The following is an 18,652-nucleotide window of genomic DNA, read 5'->3' on the forward strand; positions in this document are numbered from 1 at the left end:
AAATGGGCGCGATGCGTCCCGCGTTGAACGGATACGATGGCTGCAACGTCCGCACGCCGTGCCAGCAGGGCCGGCGCCCGAGATCGAGAGCAGGTGCGCAGGGCCCTTCGGCCCAACTTATGACCGGCACCCCACCTCCCGGCACTCCCCGGGTGCAGACCAGGATCACCGTGCCCGACCCCAAGATCATGGTCAATCTGCTCGGCGCGGGCGACGAGATCCTGCGCCTCGTCGAGCGCTCGGTCACCAGTGACGTGCACGTGCGGGGCAACGAGATCACCATCACCGGCGCCCCCGCCGACAACGCCCTCGCCGAGCGGGTCTTCAGTGAGCTGCTCGAACTCATCGAGAAAGGCGAGACCCTGACCACTGACGCCGTCCGGCGTACCGTCGGCATGCTCGAGCAGGGCAGCGCCGAGCGGCCCGCCGAGGTCCTGACCCTCGACATCCTCTCCCGTCGCGGCCGCACCATCCGCCCCAAGACGCTCGGGCAGAAGCGGTACGTCGACGCGATCGACTCGCACACCATCGTCTTCGGCATCGGCCCGGCCGGCACCGGCAAGACCTACCTGGCGATGGCGAAGGCCGTCCAGGCGTTGCAGGCCAAGCAGGTCAACCGGATCATCCTGACCCGGCCGGCGGTCGAGGCGGGCGAGCGGCTGGGCTTCCTGCCCGGCACGCTCAACGAGAAGATCGACCCGTACCTGCGCCCGCTGTACGACGCGCTGCATGACATGCTCGACCCCGAGTCGATCCCGAAGCTGATGGCCGCGGGCACGATCGAGGTCGCACCCCTGGCGTACATGCGGGGCAGAACGCTTAATGACGCGTTCATCATCCTGGACGAGGCGCAGAACACGACGCCCGAGCAGATGAAGATGTTTCTCACCCGGCTCGGCTTCAACTCCAAGATCGTCGTGACCGGTGACATCACCCAGGTGGACCTTCCCGGCGGGACGAGCAGCGGCCTGCGGGTGGTTCGGGAGATCCTGGAGAACGTCGAGGACGTGCACTTCTCCCAGTTGTCCAGCTCCGACGTGGTCCGCCACCGACTGGTTGGGGAGATCGTCGACGCGTACGCCCGCTGGGATGCCGAGCGGGAAACCCAGCAGGCGCAGGGCGTCCATGCCGTGCCCGGGCGACCCGCCCAGGGCGGCCGGGCCGGCCGCCGCCGCTAAAGCAGAGGAAAGCAGTTGTCCATCGAGATCGCCAACGAGTCCGGTGTCGAGGTTGACACCGACGCCGTGCTCGCTGTCGCCCGGCACGCCCTCGACGAGATGGGGGTCAACCCCCTCGCCGAGTTGTCCGTGCTGCTGGTCGACATCGACTACATGACCGAGCTGAACCACCGCTGGATGGGTGGCGACGGCCCGACCGACGTGCTCGCCTTCCCGATGGACGAGGGAAGCGTCGACCACGGCCCGGGCGAGACCGCCCCCGCCGGCGGTGAGCCGGCCCTGCTCGGTGACATCGTGCTCTGCCCCGAGGTCGCGGCCAAGCAGGCGGCGACCGCCGGGCACGCCCCGGCCGACGAGCTGCACCTGCTCACCGTGCACGGGGTGCTGCACCTGCTCGGCTACGACCACGCCGAGCCGGAGGAGGAGCGGGAGATGTTCGCGCTCCAGGCCCGCCTGCTGGCGAGCTGGCGGTCGACCCGCACCCAGTGATGTCCACTCCATTGCTTGCGGTCGGCCCCGCCGGCCTTCCCGACCTGCAACTGATCTTCTTCGCGGCCGGCCTGGTGGTGTTGGCCGGTCTGATCGCGATGACCGAGGCGGCGCTCGCCGCGGTCTCCCCGGCCCGGGCCGCCGAGTTGGCCCGGGACGGCGTACGCGGTGCCCGCACCCTCCAGGTCGTGGCCGGCGACGTCGTCCGGCACCTCAACCTGCTGCTACTGCTGCGGCTCCTCGCCGAGCTGACCGCCACCACGCTGGTGGCGCTGGTCGCGGTGGACAGCTTCGGCGCCGGTTGGCGTGCCGCGCTGGTCACCGCCGGCGCGATGGCCGTGGTGAGCTTCGTGGTGGTCGGTGTCGCCCCGCGCACCATCGGCCGGCAGCACGCGTACGCCGTGGGGCGGGCGGTGGCGCCGCTGGTCCGCTGGCTGGGCCGTGCGCTCAACCCACTCGCGTCGCTGCTCATCCTGATCGGCAACGCGGTCACCCCGGGGCGCGGTTTCCCCGAGGGGCCGTTCGCCAGTCAGGTGGAGCTGCGTGAGCTGGTCGACCTGGCCGAGCAGCGCGGCGTCGTAGAGCACGGCGAACGCCAGATGATCCACTCGGTCTTCGCGCTCGGCGACACCATCGCCCGTGAGGTGATGGTGCCGCGTACCGAGATGGTGTGGATCGAGGAGGGCAAGACGCTCGCGCAGGCGCTGGCGCTCTTCCTGCGTTCCGGGTTCTCCCGCATTCCGGTGATCGGCGAGAGCGTCGACGACGTGCTGGGTGTGCTCTACCTCAAGGATCTGATCCGCCGGTCCCGGGGCGGCGACCCGGATGCCGAGCAGTTGCCGGTGGCCGAGTTGATGCGCCCGGCCACCTTCGTGCCGGAGTCCAAGCCGGTCGACGACCTGCTGTCGGAGATGCAGGCGGCCCGCAACCACCTGGTCATCGTGGTCGACGAGTACGGCGGCACCGGCGGTCTGGTCACCATCGAGGACATCCTGGAGGAGATCGTCGGCGAGATCACCGACGAGTACGATGTCGAACGCCCGCCGGTCGAACGCCTCGGGGACTCCTCGGTGCGGGTCACCGCCCGCCTGCCGGTGGAGAACCTTGGCGAGATGTTCGACACCGATCTGCCCACCGACGAGGTGGAGACGGTCGGTGGTCTGCTCGCCCAGTCGCTTGGGCGGGTGCCGATCCCCGGGGCGCAGGCCGAGGTGGCCGGCCTCCGGCTGGTCGCCGAGGGCACCACCGGCCGGCGCAACCGGATCGACACCGTCCTGGTCAGCAGGTTGGAGTCGGGCGGCGAGCAGGACACCTCGGGGCGCGGCGAGCAGGCCGGTCCCGGGGACGACCCGGACCATTATCGAGACGAGGAGAGGCAACCCGCCGATGCCTGACACACCCGCCGCGCCCCCCGCCCGGCCCACCCCTACCGCGCCGGCACCGCTGAGTGCCGAGGACGGCAAGCTCGTCGTCCTGGCCCGGGGAGCCCGCGGACGGGTCGGCGCCGTGGAGGGCGCCGCGGTCCGGGACTCCGACGGCCGGACGTACGCGGCGGCCAGCATCGCGTTGCCCTCACTGACGCTCACCGCCCTGCAGTTGGCGGTGGCCTCGGCCGTGGCGGCCGGGGCGAGCCGGCTGGAGGCGGCGGTCGTGGTGACCGAGGCGTCGACGCTGGACGGCGCCGGGCATGCCGCCGTCCGTGACCTCGCCGCGGACGCGCCGATCCACGTGGCCGCGCCGGACGGCACCGTTCTGGGCACGGTGACCGAGTGAGCCCCGTGCGGGATCCGGAGCCGCGCCCGTACCGGGCGGGTTTCGGTTGTTTCGTGGGCCGGCCCAACGCGGGCAAGTCCACGCTGACCAACGCCATCGTCGGCACCAAGATCGCGATCACCTCGAACAAGCCGCAGACCACCCGCCACGTCATCCGGGCGGTGCTGCACCGGCCGGAGTCGCAGCTGGTCCTGGTCGACACTCCGGGCCTGCACCGCCCCCGGACGCTGCTCGGCGAGCGCCTCAACGACCTGGTCCGGTCCACCTGGACGGAGGTCGACGTGATCGGTCTCTGCATCCCGGCCGACGAGCCGGTGGGGCGTGGTGACCGGTTCATCAGCGGTGAGTTGGCCGAGTTGAAGGCGACCGTGCTGGCCGTGGTCACCAAGACCGACCTGGTGGACAAGCGTCGGCTGGCGGAGCAGTTGCTCGCGGTCAGCGAGATGGGGGAGTTCGCCGAGATCGTGCCGGTGAGCGCCGTCTCCGGGCACCAGGTGGACACGCTGGTCGACGTGATGACGAAATATCTGCCGCCGTCGCCGCAGCTCTATCCGGACGACATGCTGACCGACGACCCGGAGCAGGTGCTGGTCGCGGAGCTGATCCGGGAGGCCGCCCTGGAGGGGGTCCGTGACGAGTTGCCGCACTCGATCGCCGTGGTGGTGGAGGAGATGATCCCCGAGGGTCAGCTCACGAAGATCTACGCCGACCTGTACGTGGAACGACCCAGCCAGAAGGCGATCGTGCTCGGTCACAAGGCGAGCCGGCTCAAGGAGGTCGGCACCACCGCACGCCGGCAGATCGAGGAGCTGCTCGGCACCCGGGTCTATCTGGACCTGCACGTCCGGGTGGCGAAGGACTGGCAGCGCGACCCGAAGCAGTTGCGCAAGCTGGGGTTCTGACGCCGTTCCGCCGAGCCCGGCCGGGTCGGCCCAACCCGGTCGGTGGGTGCGCTGTCGGACAAAGTCGTTTTCGGTCGGGCGTATGGGATGATTCACGTTTAGCCGGGGTCGATACCGTTTAGCGGCGACACCGCGAAGGGTAGGGGAGTACCACCCCCCGCGTCCCCGACCCAGATGCAGGCTGATGCGCAACAGGTATCTCGATCTGCTCCGTTTCCTGGCCATCGTCCGAGTAGTCGTCTACCACGTCACCGGGTGGGCGACTCTCACCCTCGTCTTCCCTGCCATGTCGGTGATGTTCGCGCTGGCCGGTTCGTTGATGGCCGCCTCGCTCACCCGCTCCGGCCCGGTGGCGGTCGGTCGCCGACTGCGCCGGCTGCTGCCGTCGCTGTGGGTGCTGGCGGTGGTCTTCGTGCCGGCCATGCTGTTCACCGGGCTGTCGCTGTCACCTCGGGTGCTGCTGTGGCTGTTCCCGATCGCGGACCCGCCGGCCAACCACTGGGGTGCTCTCGCGCTGAGCGTCATCTGGTACCTGCGCGACTACCTCTGGTTCGTGCTCGCCTCGCCTGTCGCGTTCTGGCTGTTCCGCAAGGCTCCGCTGCCCACCCTGCTCGCCCCGTACCTGCTGCTGGTGGCGATCGAGGTGGGCATCTACCAGGCGCCCCCGGCGGTGCTGCGCGAGTTCGGGCTGTACTTCGGCGCGTGGCTGCTCGGCTTCGCCCACCAAGCCGGGATGCTGCGACGGCTCGCCGGCCGGATCCTGTACCCGCTGGCGTCGGTCCTCGCGCTGGTCGGCGGGGCCTGGCTCCTCGCGCATCCCGGCCCCCGGGGGTACGACCTCAACGACAACCATCTCGGCAACGCCCTCTGGTCGGCGGCGTTCATCCTGATCGTGCTGGGTCGAGCGCCGGCCGGCATCGCCTGGCTGACGCGCAGCAGGCTGGCCGACCGGGCCGTGACGGTGGTCAACCGACGGGCGCTCACCATCTATCTCTGGCACATGCCGTTCGTGGTGGCACTCACCCCGCTGGTCGATGTCGTCGGTTGGTCCCACCAGGACCCGCTGGGACTGGCCATCCGGGTGCTGCTGGTCTTCGGGCTGGTCGGGCTGGTCACCCTGGCCGTCGGCTGGGTCGAGGACGTCGCCGCCCGTCGCCGCCCGGAGCTGATCCCGTACGGCCCGCCGCGCCCGACCGATCCGCCGATCCGCTCCGGCGTCGACCCGTTGGGTCGGTCCGACGCCGAGTCGGCGGAACGGTCCGGCGAGGCCACGGGCGTACCGATGCAGCGGGTGCCCGGGGAGGCGGCCAGCGCCGAGATCAACGCTGGCTGATCGTGACGTTGCCGCTGCCGGCCGAACCGTCGAGCACCAGGGACGCGGTCGGGTCGTTGGCGACGCTGACCACCGCCTCCCCGGAGCCGGTGCTGGAGCGCACCCGGTAGCTGCCGGCCGGCACCAGCAGGGTGGCGTTTCCGCTGGAGGTGTGCACCCGGGCCGAGGCGGGCGTGTCCAGTTCGATGGTGACGTTGCCCGAGCCGGCCTCCGCGTCCGTCGCGCCGTTCACGCGGCGGGCGTTGACGTCGCCGGACCCCGCCCGCAGCCGTACCGCCGCGCTGGCCTCGTTCACCTCGATGTTGCCGGAACCGGTCTCCACGTCGATCGCCCCGGAGGCGTTGGCGATCCGCACGTCGCCCGAGCCCAGCCGCAACTTCACCGCGCCGACCCGGCTCAGCTCGGCGTTGCCGGAGCCGCCCTCACCCTGCACGATCACGCCCGGCGGAACGGTCACGTCGTAGGAGACGCTGCACCGGTTGCCGCAGTCGCTGTCGAGCACCAGTTCGCTGCCCTTGATCTCGTACCGCGTCTTGGGCTCGCCGCCCTGGTAACGCACCACCCGCTTGATCCGCACTTCGGTGTCCGGGCCGGTGCCCCGGACCACCACGTCGCCGGAGCCTCCCCGTACCTGGATGTTGGTGATCTTCACCGCCTCGGTGTTGTCGTAGTCGAGCCGGCGGAAGGCCAGGTTGTCACACGCGGAGAGCAGGATGAGGGTGGTGGCCAACCCCCACGCGACGGACAAGGTGGTCCGGCGGCGAGGGGCGGCGGTGATCCGGTGCTGTGCCATGGTGAGCACGCTACGGCCGGCGGAGATCCGCGTGCATCAGGGAACTTCCGTGCGTCCACCCCGAAGCAACCCTGATTTCGCACCCCGAGGGAGAATGACCCGATGGCCGGGTACCGCCGACAGCTCTACCGCGACGACGCGGTGGTGCTGCGTGTGCAGAAGCTCGGCGAGTCCGACCGGATCATCACTCTGCTCACCCGCCGGCACGGCCGGCTGCGCGCGGTGGCCCGGGGAGTCCGGCGCACCACCAGCAAGTTCGGTGCCCGGCTGGAGCCGTTCGGTCACGTCGACCTGCAACTCGCCGGTGATCCCAAGGGCAACCACGGCAGCTCGCTGCACACCGTCAGCCAGGTCGAGGGCATCGAGCTGTACGGCAAGCGGTTCCTCGGGGACTATCCCCGCTACACGGCGGCCAGCGCGATCGCCGAGACCGCCGAGCGGCTGACGCCGGTCGAGCGGGAGCCGTCGCTGCGGCTGTTCCAGCTCACCGTGGGCGCGCTGAAGGCGCTGTCCCGGGGCGAGCACGCCACCACCCTCGTGCTCGACGCGTACCTCCTGCGCGGGATGGCCCTGGCGGGCTGGGCGCCGGCGCTGATCGCCTGCGCGGTCTGCGGCACACCCGGGCGGCACCGCGCGTTCTCCGTACCGGCCGGCGGCGCGGTCTGCCCGGACTGCCGGCCACCCGGCGCGGCCCACCCCGCGCCGGCCACCATCGACCTGATGTCCGCGTTGGCCACCGGTGACTGGGTGGTCGCCGACGCCACCGAGACCGGCGTACGCCGGGAGTGCAGCGGGCTGGTCGCGGCGCACCTGCAGTGGCACCTGGAACGCGCGCTACGCTCGCTGCCGCTGGTCGACCGGGGTCCCTCGGCGGCCGGCACGGCCTCGCCGCCGGATGGCACCGGGGCCGTGGTGCTCCGGCCACGTGGCGACGTCGAGGCCGGGGCGGACGGCGCGAGCAGGGAGTGACCGAGTGATCCGATCGAAGAAGGCCGGCCGGCGCGAGCCGACACCACCGACACCGCACCCGTCGGGTGCCCAGCCGCCGGCGCTGCCCACCGAGGCGGTGCCGAAGCACGTGGCCGTGGTGATGGACGGCAACGGGCGGTGGGCCAAGGAGCGCGGGCTGCCCCGCACCAAGGGCCACGAGGCGGGGGAACACAGCCTCTTCGACACCATCGAGGGCGCCATCGAGATGGGCATCCCCTACCTGTCGGCGTACGCGTTCTCCACCGAGAACTGGCGGCGCTCGCCCGACGAGGTCCGGTTCCTGATGGGGTTCAACCGGGACGTCATCCGTCGGCGTCGCGACCAACTGGTCGACCTCGGCGTGCGGGTGGTCTGGTCGGGTCGGCCCGGCCGGTTGTGGAAGAGCGTCATCTCCGAGTTGCAGACCGCCGAGGAGATGTCCCAGGGCAATTCGACGCTGACGCTGCAGTTCTGCGTCAACTACGGCGGGCAGGCCGAGATCGGCGATGCCGCCGCCGCGATCGCCCGGGACGTGGCGGCCGGCCGGCTGGATCCGGCGAAGGTCACCGAGAAGACCGTGGCGAAATACCTCTACCACCCGGAGATCCCGGAGGTGGACCTGTTCCTGCGCCCCTCCGGCGAGGAGCGGATCTCCAATTTCCTGCTCTGGCAGACCGCGTACGCCGAGTTGGTCTTTTTGGACACGCTCTGGCCGGACTTCGACCGTCGTCACCTCTGGTACGCGTGCGAGCTGTACGCCCAGCGGGACCGACGGTTCGGCGGTGCGCTGCCCAACCCGGTCGCCCCGGTGGGCTGAGAGGCTTACCGGCACGTCACAGTGGGTACCAGAAACGTCAGGAGCCACTGACGGAGGTGAACCCACATGATCCAGAAGCGCATTGCACAGTGGGCGGTGATGGCGATCGCGGTGCCAGTGGCCGCGGCCGGTGCCCGCCGCCTCAGCCACACCCTGGAGGCCCGGCGTGGTCCCTCCGGGGCGAGTCGGCTGCTGACCCGGGGTGCCGACCTGATCCGCCCCCAGAAGGCCAAGCGCCGCCGGTTCTTCTAACCCCCGACCCCAACGGCGCCGCCCGCACCCGTGCGGGCGGCGCCGCACCGCGTCCAAGACCCCCGACCCAGGCCCCGCCCCGACCCCCGACCCGGTCGATCATGGAATTGCGGTGGCCGATTCAGGTGCTTTCGCGACTTCTGTTCACCACCACAACTCCATGATCGACGCGCTCGGGCGGTGCGGGTTGCCCGTGGGTGGGTGCGTGGGTTTTGCCGGGTGTTGGGGATGGCGGCGGGTAGGGTCCGGAGGTGGCGGGACTGTGGGGGTTGGGGTGGATATGCGGGATCTCCGGTACAAGATGATCATGGCGTTGAACGCGGCCGACCTGGGTGACCCGATCTGCGAACAGGTGGCCGCGATCTGCGCCGAGATCGCCGAGCAGCACTGCGCGGAGTTCGGCCACACGCCCCAACTGCGCACCGGCGAGATCGCCGAGTTGGCCACCGGTGAGCCGGCCCTCACCTGGGCGCCGTCGACCCCCGACGCCGGGCAGCGGGCCTGGTGACCGCGCCCGCACCCGCGGTCGACGTGCGCCGTGCCGAGGACCGATTCGCCACCCGGATCTCCTGGCTGGATTCGAAGCACTCGTTCTCGTTCTCGCGGCACTACGACCCGGCCAACACCCACCACGGTCTGTTGCTGGTCAACAACGACGACGTGGTCCGCCCCGGCGCCGGCTTCGAGACCCACCCGCACGAGGACATGGAGATCGTCACCTGGGTGCTGCGCGGCTCCCTGGTGCACCAGGACTCCACCGGTCACTCCGGCGTGATCTACCCGGGCCTGGCGCAGCGGATGAGCGCCGGCACGGGCATCCTGCACTCGGAGAAGAACGACGCCTGGCGACTCAACAACCAGGAGCCGCACACCGACCCGGTCCACTTCGTGCAGATGTGGGTGCTCCCCGACGAGGAGGGCGTCGACCCCGGCTACGAGCAACTGGAGATCGAGGACGAGTTGCTCCGTGGCGGCCTGGTGCCGATCGCCTCCGGGATGGACCGCTACGACGGCGCGTCCGCGATCCGGATCCGCAACCGGTACGCCACCCTGCACGCCGCCCGCCTCGCCCCCGGCGACGAGGTCACCCTCCCGGACGCGCCCTTCGTTCACCTGTACGTGCCCAACGGCACGGTGACCCTGGAGGGCAGCGGCCCGCTCGGCACTGGCGACGCGGCCCGACTCACCAGGACCGGCGGCCGCCGGGTCACCGCCGCCGAGCCCGCCGAAATCCTCGTCTGGGAGATGCACGCCACCGTCACCTGACCCGCCCCGCCCGACGTCTCCCCGCGAGCCCGTCCCCGCCCACCCGTCCCCGCCCACCCGTCCCCGCCCACCCGTCCCCGCGAGCCCGTCCCCGCGAGCCCGTCCCCGCGAGCCCGTCCCCGCCCACCCGTCCCCGCGATCTTGCACTCGCTGCCCCGGCATGACGGGACATAAGCCGCATTCAGGGGTCCGAAAGTGCAAGATCGCGGGTGGAGGGCGGACGGGGTGGAGGGCGGACGGGGTGGAGGGCGTGCGGGGTGGAGGGCGTGCGGGGTGGAGGGCGTGTGGGGTGGGGCGGGGTGTGTGTGAGGGCTAGGCGGGAGACTCGGTGCGGTCGCCGGCCCAGGTGGTGTGGAACGAGCCCTCGCGGTCGACCCGCTGGTAGGTGTGTGCGCCGAAGTCGTCCCGCAGCCCCTGGATCAGCGCGGCGGGGAGCCGCTCGGCGCGCAGCGCGTCGAAGTACGCCAGCGACGACGAGAACGCCGGCGTCGGCACCCCGGCCCGGGTCGCGTCGGCCACCACTCGCCGCCAGCTCGGCACGCCGGCGCTGACCGCCTCGGCGAAGTACGGCGCCACGAGCAGCGTCGGCAGGTCGGGCTGCTCGTCGTACGCCTCGCGGATCCGGTTCAGGAAGCGGGCGCGGATGATGCAACCGCCCCGCCAGATCGTCGCCGTGCCGCCGAGGTCGATGTTCCAGTCGTACTCCTGGCTGCCGGCGCGGATGTGGTCGAAGCCCTGCGCGTACGCGACGATCTTGGAAGCGAGCAGCGCCCGGCGGACATCCTCGACGAACGCGTCCCGGTCGGCCACCTGCCACTTCTCACCAGCGTCCGGGAACGCCCGACGGGCCGCCTCGCGCTGATCGACGTGCCCGGAGAGCGACCGGGCGAACGTAGCCTCGGCGATCCCGGTGATCGGAATGCCCAGGTCCAGGGCGCTCTGCACGGTCCACCGGCCGGTGCCCTTCTGCTCGGCCCGGTCCTGCACGATGTCCACGAACGGTCGGCCGGTCGCCGCGTCGGTGTGCGCGAGCACGTCGGCGGTGATCTCGATGAGGAACGACCCCAACTCGCCCTCGTTCCAGTCGCGGAAGATCTGCGCGATCTCCGCCGGCTTCGCGCCCAGGCCGGCCCGGAGCAGGTCGTACGCCTCGGCGATGAGCTGCATGTCGGCGTACTCGATGCCGTTGTGCACCATCTTGACGAAGTGCCCGGCGCCGTCCGGCCCGACGTGCGTGCAGCACGGCACACCGTCCACCTGCGCGGCGATCTTCTCGAACATGGGCCCGAGCTTGGCGTACGACTCGTCCGAACCGCCCGGCATGATGCTCGGCCCGAGCAGCGCGCCCTCCTCGCCGCCGGAGACGCCGGTGCCGCTGAAGTGCAGCCCCTTCGCGCGCAGCGCCTCCTCCCGGCGACGGGTGTCGGCGAAGTGGGCGTTGCCACAGTCGACGATGATGTCGCCCTCGTCCAGCAGCGGCACCAACTCGTCGATCACCGCGTCGGTGGGCGCACCCGCCTTGACCATCACGATCACCGCGCGGGGCCGCTCCAGTGACGCCACGAAGTCGGCCATCGACTCGCCAGGCACGAAGGTGCCCTCGTCACCGTGCTCGGCGACGAGGCTGCGAGTGCGCGCAGGCGTTCGGTTGTGCACGGCCACGGTGAAGCCGTTGCGGGCCAGGTTGCGGGCCAGGTTGCGGCCCATCACCGCCAACCCGGTCACGCCGATCTGCGCTGTCGCCTGCTGAGCCATTCGTGCCGCCACCTCTCGCCGTCGTGCAGTCCTGCTGCGACCGTATCGCGGTGCGCGCAGCGTGAGCACACCTGTCAACAGTCGGTCACCGGCCGGTGGCGCTGCGCCCTCGACGCCAGCGGCCAGCCCGGCGGTCGGCCCTCGGGCTCAGCGACCGACGCGATCAGCCCTGGGCCAGGCGGTCCTCCACGTGCGCCACCTTCGCGGTGAGCGCGTCGGTCACGCCGGGCCGCACGTCGGCCTTGAGTACGACGCTCACCCGCGGCGCCTGCGTGGCCACCACGTCGACCGCCCGCTTGACCACCGCCATCACCTCGTCCCACTCGCCCTCGATCGTGGTGAACATGGCGTCGGTCCGGTTGGGCAACCCGGACTCGCGGACCACCCGCACCGCCTCGGCGACCAGGTCACCGACGGACTCACCGACACCGAGCGGGGTTACCGAGAACGCGATAAGCATGCCGCCGATGGTGCCAGGAAATTCGGCTGCGCCGGCGTACGCCCAGCCGATAGTGTTCGGTCATGCGCTACTGACGCCCCACTTCCGAGCCGGCCCGCCGCCCCGCGTCGCGGTCCGTGCGCTCCCGGGCGTCCCGCATCCCCAACTGCCGATTCGCGGCGCTGGTCCTGCCGACCCCGGTGAGCAGTCCCTTCCCCGTTCGACCGCCGCGCCGCGGCGGCCAGCAGCAGCCGATCGACCGACCGCCGGAGCGCGGGACCGGCCGTGACGATCGGCACCGAAGGAGGCCCGGATGCCCGCCAGGAGCAAACCGAAGAAGTCCCGTACCCCCAGAGCGACGCCGCTCGGCATCGACCCGGCGGCCGACCACAGCCCCCTTCCACCCACCCGCCCGGACCTCGGCCTCGCGGTTGAGCCGGTGGTGCCGGCTGGGCCGGCGCTGCCGCTGGGTGAGCCGCAACTGCCGGCAGTGCTGGCTGAGCCGGCGCTGCCGCTGGGTGAGCTGGCACCGCCGGTCGACGTGCCGGCAGCAGTCGACGCGCTGGCGGTGACAGACCTGCCGAAGGCGGCCGGGCGACCGACGGCACCGACGGCCGGGCCGCCGCACGGCGGTGGAGGCCGCTCCGGCAACGGCAAGAGCCAGCAAGCCGGCCAACCACGCCGCTACGCCTTCCGTCGCAGCTGACCGGTCCGCCCCGCCGCGCCCCGGGCGGTGACGCGCCCCGGGCGGTGACGCGCGCCGGGCAGGGACAGCAACATCAGGATGTAGTGGCCTCCCACCTTCAGCGAGGCCACTACATCCTGATGTTGTCCAGATATTGACGGCGGTGCAGGAATTGGCGGCGGTGCGGGGCCGCGAGGGTGGTCAGCCGATCAACGGGCGGAAGGTGCCGAGCAGGACGCTGACGGTCAGAGCACCGCCGGCCAGGGCGCCGGCCCCGGCGATGAGCAGCCAGTCGGCGGGGCCGAAGTGTTGGCGGCGGGCGACGGTACGGGGTGTGTCGGCGTCGAACCCGCGTGCGTCCATCGCGACGGCCAGCCGGGTGCCCCGGCGGATCGCCCCGACCAGCAGCGCGAACGCGGTGGAGGTGAAGAGTCGCAGCTTCGCCACCGGGTTGCGTCCGGCGTCGACGCCGCGCGCCCGCCGGGCCATGCTGATCATCTGCCACTCCTGCCCGAGCAGCGGCACCAGCCGGAACGCGGCCAGCGCTCCGATGGCGAACCGGGGCGGCGCCTTCGCGTTCTGGATCAGCGCGTCGGCAAGGTCGGTGGGGTCGGTGGTGGCGAAGACGATCACGCCGGGCAGGGCCACCGCGAACACCCGCAGCACCAGGCCGAGCGCGGTGAGCAGGACGCCTGTGGTCACCAGCACCGGCCCGACGTCCAGCAGGACTCGGCCGGACCGGTCGGCGGCGAAGAGCACCAGAGTGACCAGGATGCCGGTGGCGCTGAGCAGCAGGGGCAGGGCTCGTCGGGCCAGCACCCGGTAGCGGACGCCGAACAGCGGCAGGACGGCGAGTTCGACCGCGATGGCGATGGCCGGGGCCACCGGGTCCAGGGTGGCCAGCAGGGTGAACGAGAAGATCAGCGCGGCGGCCACCTTCGCCACCGGGTTGCGCCGGGCCAGCGGCGCTCCGGGTGCGGCGACCGACTCGATGCTGATCATCGGATGCAACCCCGGGCGGTCACGGTCGCTCCTGAATCGCGGTGCGGTCGGTGAGCGCCGCCGACGAGGTTGGCGCCCCGGGCGGTCACGGTCGCTCCAGGGTGACGGTGCGGTCGGCGAGCGCGGCGACGAAATCCGCGTCGTGGGTGACCGTGACGACGCCGTGCCCGGCGTCGCGCAGGTCGGCGAAGAGGTCGACCAGTTCCCGCCAGGTGCGTCGGTCCTGGCCGAAGGTGGGTTCGTCGCAGATCAACAGGCGTGGCGCGGTGGCCAGGGCGGTCGCCACGCTCAGCCGCCGCGCCTCCCCACCCGAGAGGGTGTACGGGTTGGCAGCGGCGAGCCGGGTCAGCCGCAGCCTGTCCAGCAGGTCCGCCACGGTGTCCTTGACGGTCGAGTCGGGTTGGCCGGTGCGGCGTGGGCCGAGCGCCAACTCGTCGAAGACGGTGCTGGTGACGAACTGGTGCTCCGGATCCTGGAAGACCGACCCGATCCGCCGGGCCAGCGCGGGGGCCCGCCACCGGTGCGGGGGAGTGCGCTGGTCCGAACCGGCCAGGTCGGCGGACGCGGTCACCCGGCCGGTGCCCGGCTTGAGCAGCCCGCCGAGCAGGAGTGCCAGCGTCGACTTGCCGGCGCCGTTCGGGCCGCGTACGGCGAGTGCCTCGCCGGCGCGTACCGCCAGGTCGGTGGGGCTCAGCCGGGGCGGCAGGCCGAGCCGGTCGGCGGTGATCAGCACCTCCCCGGCGGCAGCGGTGGCTGGCCGGGGCGTGACGGGGTGACCCGGCACCCAGACGCCCTCGGCGGCGAGGGCGGTGCCGTGCGCGGCGAAGACCGCCTCGGGTGGCCCGTCCGCGCGGACCCCGCCGCCGGGTTCCAGGACGACCACCCGGTCGACCAGCGGCAGCGCCTCGGTGACCCGGTGTTCGACCAGGACCAGCGTGGTGTCCGCGTCCAGGGCGCCGGCCACCGCCCGTCGGACCAGGTCGGCGCCGGCCGGGTCGAGGTTGGCGGTCGGTTCGTCGAGCAGCAGCAGGCCGGGGCGCAGGGCCAGGGCGCCGGCCAGGGCGAGGCGTTGCTGCTCGCCGCCGGAGAGTGCGGCGGTGTTGCGGTCCCGGGAGTACGGGAATCCGACGCGACGCAGCGCCGCGTCGACCCGGGGCCAGATCTCGTCGGCGGGTACACCCCGGTTCTCCAGCCCGAACGCGACGTCGTCGCCGCAGCGGGCCATCACCAACTGGGTCTGCGGGTCCTGGAAGACGATGCCGACGCGTTCCCGGTCCTTGCGCGGGTCGAGCCCGTCGATCTCGACGGTGCCCTCCTGCTCGCCGGAGTCCTCCGGCAGCAGCCCGGCCAGGGCGCTGAGCAGGGTGCTCTTGCCGGCCCCCGACGGCCCGAGCAGCAGGACCCGCTCCCCGGCCTCCACCCGCAGATCAACCCCGCGCACAGCCCAGGCGCGCCGCCCGGCGTGCCGCCACCCGAACCCCCGCAGCAGAACCTCACCCACCAACCCCACCCCTCCCACCCCACCCACCCGGCGTCCCACCCCTCGCCCAGGCTGTTGATCAAGAGGTTTGCGTCAGATGACCGTCTCCCGTTGACGCAAACCTCTTGATCAACGCAGCCGGATGGGGTCAGACGAGGGCTCGGTTCCGGCCTGCCGGGAAACGGTCCAGGACGCCGGTGTTGGCCAGGGCCCGGGTCAGCAGCCAGCCGCCGACACCGGCGATCACCGTGGCGCTGACGATGGTGAGCAGCGCGTACGGGATGCGGTAGCTGACGAGTTCGGTCTCGACGTTCCAGACGAAGAAGTCGAACAGCGCCGCGCCGAGGCCGGTCAGCGCGCCGGCCAGCGCCGAGGTCGGCAGCCGGTACGACCGGTAGCGGAAGGCGGCGAAGGCCAACTCGGCGCCGAGCCCCTGCACGATCCCCTGAGGGATCACCGTGCCGGCCCACTGGCTGCCCAGCAGCGCGGAGACGACCGCCGCAACCGCCTCGCAGTAGAGCGCCGCGCCGGGCTTGCGGATGACCAGGCCGCCGACCACGGCCGGCATCAGCCAGACGCCGTAGATCAGCGTCTGCGCCGGTGGGAAGAAGGCGAACGCGCCCTCGGTGGCGCTCCAGACCAGGCCCCAGGCCCAGAAGATGACGCCGAAGGCGACCGCGATCACCGAGGCGACCACGATGTCGATGGTCCGCCATCGGTTGGTGGTGTTGTCCATGTTTGCTCCCAGTTCATTGGAACGAACCAGGAGAAGACGCACGCCGCGCGTCCGGTGGCACCGGACGGCGGCGCGGCTGGAGGTCGACCGAACTCCCTGCGCTGGCATTACCCAGATCAGGTTCGAGGGTCTGCGGGCGTGCCCGCACTCTCAGCGCTGTGCGCTCCCCTGTCGGATGTGAAGTTGTCTCGGTGACGCTAGCACCGACCAGGTGTTACGGCCCAGCAGGAGGGTCTCCGCCCCCGGCCGGCAGGACGCCGGCTGGGTAGGCTCACGATCATGCAGGTCGACGCGCGAGGTCTCACATTCGAGGTACGCACCGGTGGCCCGACCGACGGTGCTCCGGTCCTGCTGCTGCACGGCTTCCCGCAGCACAGCGGCGAGTGGGACGAGGTCGTCCCGGCGCTGCACACGGCCGGACTGCGCACGTACGCGCTGGACCAGCGCGGCTACTCGCCGGGCGCCCGGCCGGAGGCGGTCGCCGCGTACCGGATCCCCGAACTGGTCGCCGACGCGGTGGCCGTGCTCGACGCGCTCGGGCTGGACGCCGTCCACCTGGTCGGCCACGACTGGGGCGCGATCGTGGCCTGGGCGCTGGCCGCCGGGCACCCCGATCGGGTCCGTACGCTCACCGCAGTGTCCGTGCCGCATCCGGCGGCCATGGCGCACGCCCTCGCCAACGACACCGAGCAGAAGGCCCGCTCGTCGTACATCGCGCTGTTCCGCAAGCCCGGCAAGGCCGAGAAGGTGCTGCTGGCGTTCAACGCGACGGCGCTGCGCAAGATGCTCGGCGGAGTGGGCGACGGGTCCCAGGTGGACCGTTACGCCGGCCCCATGCGCGAGCCGGGCGCCCTCACCGCCGCCCTCAACTGGTACCGGGCCATGTCCCGGGCCGACCTGGCCGCCGTCGGCCCGGTCGCGGTGCCGACCACGTACGTGTGGAGTGACCGGGACATCGCCATCGGTCGGTCCGCCGCCGAGGCCTGCGCCCCCAATGTCAGCGGCGACTACCGCTTCGTACCGCTGCCCGGGGTGACCCACTGGATCCCGGACGCCGCGCCCGGCCGGCTCGCCGAGGCGATCCTGGCCCGGGTCGCCGGAACGGCCTGAGCCGTGCCGATCGAGGGAGCGTCGTGACGACGTACACCGACGGGCCGGGCACCCGCCGCTCGGTCGCCGCGCAGTTGCGTCTGCTGGGCGTACGCCCCGGGTCGACGGTGCTGGTGCACGCGGGCCTGCGCCCGTTGGGCTTCGTCTGCGGTGGGCCGCACGCGGTGGTGCTCGCCCTGCGCGACGCTCTCGGCCCGGACGGCACGATCGTGGTGCCGACCCACACGCCCGACAACAGCGACCCCGCGCAGTGGCGTAACCCGCCGGTGCCGGTGGACTGGTGGCAGTTGATCCGCGCCGAGATGCCGGGCTTCGACCCGGCGGCCACCCCGAGCCGATACATGGGCACGTTCGCCGAGACGGTCCGCTGCTGGCCGGGGGCGCTGCGCAGCGCGCATCCCCAGGTGTCGTTCGCCGCGCTCGGCCCGGCAGCCGAGCAGGTGGTCACCGGGCACAGCCTGGCCGACATGCTCGGCGCGGAATCCCCGCTGGCCCGGCTCTACGACCTGGACGCCGACGTCCTGCTGCTCGGAGTGGACCACAGCGTCAACACGTCGCTGCACCTGGCCGAGTACCGCCGCCCCGCCCCGGCCCGCGAGCGGCTGGGTGCGGCGGTGCGGACGGCCGACGGTGGCCGCGAGTGGGTGTGGTGGCAGGACGTCCGACTCGACGAGAGCGACTTCGGCGCGCTGGGCCGTGACCTGGAGGCCACCGGTGTGGTCCGCGTCGGCGCGGTGGGAGCCGGGACCGCCAGGTTGGTACGCCAGCGGGTGGCGGTCGACTTCGCGGTGCAGTGGATGACCCGCAACCGGACGAGGGAGGACGCATGAGTGTGAGTGCCGACGACTACCTGGCCGTGGTGACCGAGACGATCGCCCGGGTGGCCGCCAGTCAGCGGGAGGCGGTGGGGCGGGCAGCCGACCTGATCGCCGAGGCCGTACGCGCCGACGGGGTGGTGCACGCCTTCGGGACCGGGCACTCCGAGGCCCTCGCCATGGAGATCGCCGGCCGGGCGGGTGGCCTGGTGCCGACCAACCGGATCGCGCTGCGCGACCTGGTGCTGATCGGTGGCGACCCGGCCGAGCGGCTCGGCCCGCTGTTGGAGCGGGACCCGGCCGTGGCGCACCGCCTCTACGAACTGGCCCCGGTACGGCCAACCGACGTCTTCGTGCTCGCCTCGAACTCCGGGGTCAACGGCGCCATGGTCGAGTTCGCCACGCTGGTCAAGGAGCGGGGGCACGGGCTGGTGGCGATCACCTCCGCGCAGCACTCCGGCCGGATGACCTCCCGCCACCCGTCCGGGCGCAAGCTGAGTGACCTGGCCGACGTGGTGCTCGACAACGGCGCACCGTACGGCGACGCGACACTGCCGCTGCCCGGCGGCGGCGCGGTCGGCGCGGTCTCCTCGATCACGGCGGCGCTGCTGGCCCAGCAGGTCACCGTGGAGGTGGTGGCCCGGTTGCTGGCGGCGGGGGAGCGGCCCCCGGTCTACCTGTCGGCGAACATTCCGGACGGCGACGCGCACAACGCGGAGTTGGAGGCCCGGTACGCGGGCCGGATCCGCCGAGGCTCCTGACCCCCCGCATGTTGTGAGCCTGTTTCGCGCTCGGTCGTGTGGGGCATTGGCGTTGCTGCCGACGGGCAGTGCCGCCGGCAGTAGCGTCTCACCGGAG

At 72.0% G+C, this 18,652-nt stretch carries 21 protein-coding genes and 1 riboswitch; of the genes, 15 read left to right on the forward strand and 6 right to left on the reverse strand.

The window, feature by feature from the left end; all coding sequences use genetic code 11:
* Positions 1-119 precede the first annotated feature (119 nt).
* From ABZ808_RS29665 to ABZ808_RS29690, 6 genes are all read left to right on the forward strand, one after another.
* Complete coding sequence (locus ABZ808_RS29665; RefSeq protein WP_357012669.1) at positions 120-1,178, forward strand: PhoH family protein; 1,059 nt, start codon at positions 120-122, stop codon at positions 1,176-1,178.
* A 15-nt stretch (positions 1,179-1,193) separates the two neighbouring features.
* Positions 1,194-1,667, forward strand: a complete 474-nt coding sequence (gene ybeY / locus ABZ808_RS29670; RefSeq protein WP_357012670.1) for an rRNA maturation RNase YbeY — start codon at positions 1,194-1,196, stop codon at positions 1,665-1,667.
* Positions 1,667-3,061 (forward strand): hemolysin family protein, encoded by a 1,395-nt coding sequence (locus tag ABZ808_RS29675; protein WP_357012671.1) that lies wholly within the window; start codon positions 1,667-1,669, stop codon positions 3,059-3,061. The genes ybeY and ABZ808_RS29675 overlap by 1 nt, the downstream gene beginning before the upstream one ends.
* The gene (locus ABZ808_RS29680) at positions 3,054-3,440 is read left to right on the forward strand and encodes a cytidine deaminase (protein WP_357012672.1); all 387 of its coding nucleotides are present in this window, start codon (positions 3,054-3,056) and stop codon (positions 3,438-3,440) included. The genes ABZ808_RS29675 and ABZ808_RS29680 overlap by 8 nt, the downstream gene beginning before the upstream one ends.
* Positions 3,437-4,342, forward strand: a complete 906-nt coding sequence (gene era / locus ABZ808_RS29685; protein ID WP_357012673.1) for a GTPase Era — start codon at positions 3,437-3,439, stop codon at positions 4,340-4,342. Before ABZ808_RS29680 ends, era begins: the two co-directional genes overlap by 4 nt.
* Positions 4,343-4,526: 184 nt before the next feature.
* Complete coding sequence (locus ABZ808_RS29690) at positions 4,527-5,675, forward strand: acyltransferase (RefSeq protein WP_357012675.1); 1,149 nt, start codon at positions 4,527-4,529, stop codon at positions 5,673-5,675.
* Here the strand turns inward: ABZ808_RS29690 and ABZ808_RS29695 are convergent.
* Complete coding sequence (locus ABZ808_RS29695) at positions 5,662-6,468, reverse strand: DUF4097 family beta strand repeat-containing protein (protein ID WP_357012677.1); 807 nt, start codon at positions 6,466-6,468, stop codon at positions 5,662-5,664. The two genes, ABZ808_RS29690 and ABZ808_RS29695, sit on opposite strands and share 14 nt — an antisense overlap.
* Before the next feature lie 102 nt (positions 6,469-6,570).
* Between ABZ808_RS29695 and recO the strand changes: the two genes are divergently transcribed.
* From recO to ABZ808_RS29720, 5 genes are all read left to right on the forward strand, one after another.
* Positions 6,571-7,437, forward strand: coding sequence for a DNA repair protein RecO (recO, locus tag ABZ808_RS29700; protein ID WP_357012678.1), 867 nt, complete (start codon positions 6,571-6,573; stop codon positions 7,435-7,437).
* Positions 7,438-7,441: 4 nt separating this feature from the next.
* A complete protein-coding gene (locus ABZ808_RS29705; RefSeq protein ID WP_357012679.1) occupies positions 7,442-8,254 on the forward strand; it encodes an isoprenyl transferase in 813 nt (270 codons plus the stop codon).
* 66 nt (positions 8,255-8,320) lie between these two features.
* Complete coding sequence (locus tag ABZ808_RS29710; RefSeq protein ID WP_357012681.1) at positions 8,321-8,506, forward strand: hypothetical protein; 186 nt, start codon at positions 8,321-8,323, stop codon at positions 8,504-8,506.
* A 307-nt stretch (positions 8,507-8,813) separates the two neighbouring features.
* Positions 8,814-9,014, forward strand: coding sequence for a thioredoxin reductase (locus tag ABZ808_RS29715; RefSeq protein ID WP_357012682.1), 201 nt, complete (start codon positions 8,814-8,816; stop codon positions 9,012-9,014).
* Positions 9,011-9,772, forward strand: coding sequence for a pirin family protein (locus tag ABZ808_RS29720; protein ID WP_357012683.1), 762 nt, complete (start codon positions 9,011-9,013; stop codon positions 9,770-9,772). The genes ABZ808_RS29715 and ABZ808_RS29720 overlap by 4 nt, the downstream gene beginning before the upstream one ends.
* A 312-nt stretch (positions 9,773-10,084) precedes the next feature.
* On the opposite strand, the gene gndA is transcribed toward ABZ808_RS29720, so the two are convergent.
* Positions 10,085-11,527, reverse strand: a complete 1,443-nt coding sequence (gene gndA / locus ABZ808_RS29725; protein WP_357012685.1) for an NADP-dependent phosphogluconate dehydrogenase — start codon at positions 11,525-11,527, stop codon at positions 10,085-10,087.
* A gap of 163 nt (positions 11,528-11,690) precedes the next feature.
* On the reverse strand, positions 11,691-11,987 hold the full coding sequence (locus tag ABZ808_RS29730; protein ID WP_357012686.1) for an MTH1187 family thiamine-binding protein: 297 nt from the start codon (positions 11,985-11,987) through the stop codon (positions 11,691-11,693).
* Positions 11,988-12,279: 292 nt separating this feature from the next.
* On the opposite strand from ABZ808_RS29730, the gene ABZ808_RS29735 reads away from it, so the two are divergent.
* A complete protein-coding gene (locus ABZ808_RS29735; protein ID WP_357012687.1) occupies positions 12,280-12,672 on the forward strand; it encodes a hypothetical protein in 393 nt (130 codons plus the stop codon).
* Positions 12,673-12,852: 180 nt separating this feature from the next.
* On the opposite strand, the gene ABZ808_RS29740 is transcribed toward ABZ808_RS29735, so the two are convergent.
* The 3 genes from ABZ808_RS29740 to ABZ808_RS29750 form a co-directional block, all read right to left on the reverse strand.
* Complete coding sequence (locus tag ABZ808_RS29740; protein ID WP_357012689.1) at positions 12,853-13,653, reverse strand: energy-coupling factor transporter transmembrane component T; 801 nt, start codon at positions 13,651-13,653, stop codon at positions 12,853-12,855.
* Between the two features lie 85 nt (positions 13,654-13,738).
* Positions 13,739-15,154 carry an ABC transporter ATP-binding protein gene (locus ABZ808_RS29745; protein ID WP_357012691.1) on the reverse strand — a complete coding sequence of 472 codons (1,416 nt, stop codon included), beginning with the start codon at positions 15,152-15,154 and terminating at the stop codon, positions 13,739-13,741.
* 127 nt (positions 15,155-15,281) lie between these two features.
* Positions 15,282-15,869, reverse strand: coding sequence for an ECF transporter S component (locus ABZ808_RS29750; RefSeq protein ID WP_357012693.1), 588 nt, complete (start codon positions 15,867-15,869; stop codon positions 15,282-15,284).
* Positions 15,870-15,944: 75 nt separating this feature from the next.
* Positions 15,945-16,049, reverse strand: a riboswitch (TPP riboswitch).
* 99 nt (positions 16,050-16,148) lie between these two features.
* Between ABZ808_RS29750 and ABZ808_RS29755 the strand changes: the two genes are divergently transcribed.
* From ABZ808_RS29755 to ABZ808_RS29765, 3 genes are read left to right on the forward strand one after another with little or no spacing between them, the layout of a single operon-like run.
* The gene (locus tag ABZ808_RS29755) at positions 16,149-16,979 is read left to right on the forward strand and encodes an alpha/beta fold hydrolase (protein WP_357012695.1); all 831 of its coding nucleotides are present in this window, start codon (positions 16,149-16,151) and stop codon (positions 16,977-16,979) included.
* Positions 16,980-17,002: 23 nt separating this feature from the next.
* Positions 17,003-17,809, forward strand: a complete 807-nt coding sequence (locus ABZ808_RS29760; RefSeq protein ID WP_357012696.1) for an AAC(3) family N-acetyltransferase — start codon at positions 17,003-17,005, stop codon at positions 17,807-17,809.
* Complete coding sequence (locus ABZ808_RS29765; RefSeq protein ID WP_357012698.1) at positions 17,806-18,555, forward strand: SIS domain-containing protein; 750 nt, start codon at positions 17,806-17,808, stop codon at positions 18,553-18,555. Before ABZ808_RS29760 ends, ABZ808_RS29765 begins: the two co-directional genes overlap by 4 nt.
* Positions 18,556-18,652 lie beyond the last annotated feature (97 nt).

Origin of the sequence: Micromonospora sp. NPDC047527 (assembly GCF_040643015.1) — a bacterium.
GTDB lineage: Bacteria > Actinomycetota > Actinomycetes > Mycobacteriales > Micromonosporaceae > Micromonospora.

What these genes read in the sequence shown, in the direction of transcription:
- recO (WP_357012678.1), top strand. Translation starts at nt 6,571, where the DNA reads ATGGCCGGGTACCGCCGACAGCTCTACCGCGACGACGCGGTGGTGCTG.
- ABZ808_RS29715 (WP_357012682.1), top strand. Translation starts at nt 8,814, where the DNA reads ATGGCGTTGAACGCGGCCGACCTGGGTGACCCGATCTGCGAACAGGTG.
- ABZ808_RS29730 (WP_357012686.1), bottom strand. Translation starts at nt 11,987, where the DNA reads ATGCTTATCGCGTTCTCGGTAACCCCGCTCGGTGTCGGTGAGTCCGTC.
- ABZ808_RS29695 (WP_357012677.1), bottom strand. Translation starts at nt 6,468, where the DNA reads ATGGCACAGCACCGGATCACCGCCGCCCCTCGCCGCCGGACCACCTTG.
- ABZ808_RS29665 (WP_357012669.1), top strand. Translation starts at nt 120, where the DNA reads ATGACCGGCACCCCACCTCCCGGCACTCCCCGGGTGCAGACCAGGATC.
- ABZ808_RS29690 (WP_357012675.1), top strand. Translation starts at nt 4,527, where the DNA reads ATGCGCAACAGGTATCTCGATCTGCTCCGTTTCCTGGCCATCGTCCGA.
- ABZ808_RS29675 (WP_357012671.1), top strand. Translation starts at nt 1,667, where the DNA reads ATGTCCACTCCATTGCTTGCGGTCGGCCCCGCCGGCCTTCCCGACCTG.
- ABZ808_RS29735 (WP_357012687.1), top strand. Translation starts at nt 12,280, where the DNA reads ATGCCCGCCAGGAGCAAACCGAAGAAGTCCCGTACCCCCAGAGCGACG.
- ABZ808_RS29680 (WP_357012672.1), top strand. Translation starts at nt 3,054, where the DNA reads ATGCCTGACACACCCGCCGCGCCCCCCGCCCGGCCCACCCCTACCGCG.
- ABZ808_RS29755 (WP_357012695.1), top strand. Translation starts at nt 16,149, where the DNA reads ATGCAGGTCGACGCGCGAGGTCTCACATTCGAGGTACGCACCGGTGGC.
- ABZ808_RS29765 (WP_357012698.1), top strand. Translation starts at nt 17,806, where the DNA reads ATGAGTGTGAGTGCCGACGACTACCTGGCCGTGGTGACCGAGACGATC.
- ABZ808_RS29740 (WP_357012689.1), bottom strand. Translation starts at nt 13,653, where the DNA reads ATGATCAGCATCGAGTCGGTCGCCGCACCCGGAGCGCCGCTGGCCCGG.
- gndA (WP_357012685.1), bottom strand. Translation starts at nt 11,527, where the DNA reads ATGGCTCAGCAGGCGACAGCGCAGATCGGCGTGACCGGGTTGGCGGTG.
- ABZ808_RS29710 (WP_357012681.1), top strand. Translation starts at nt 8,321, where the DNA reads ATGATCCAGAAGCGCATTGCACAGTGGGCGGTGATGGCGATCGCGGTG.
- ABZ808_RS29750 (WP_357012693.1), bottom strand. Translation starts at nt 15,869, where the DNA reads ATGGACAACACCACCAACCGATGGCGGACCATCGACATCGTGGTCGCC.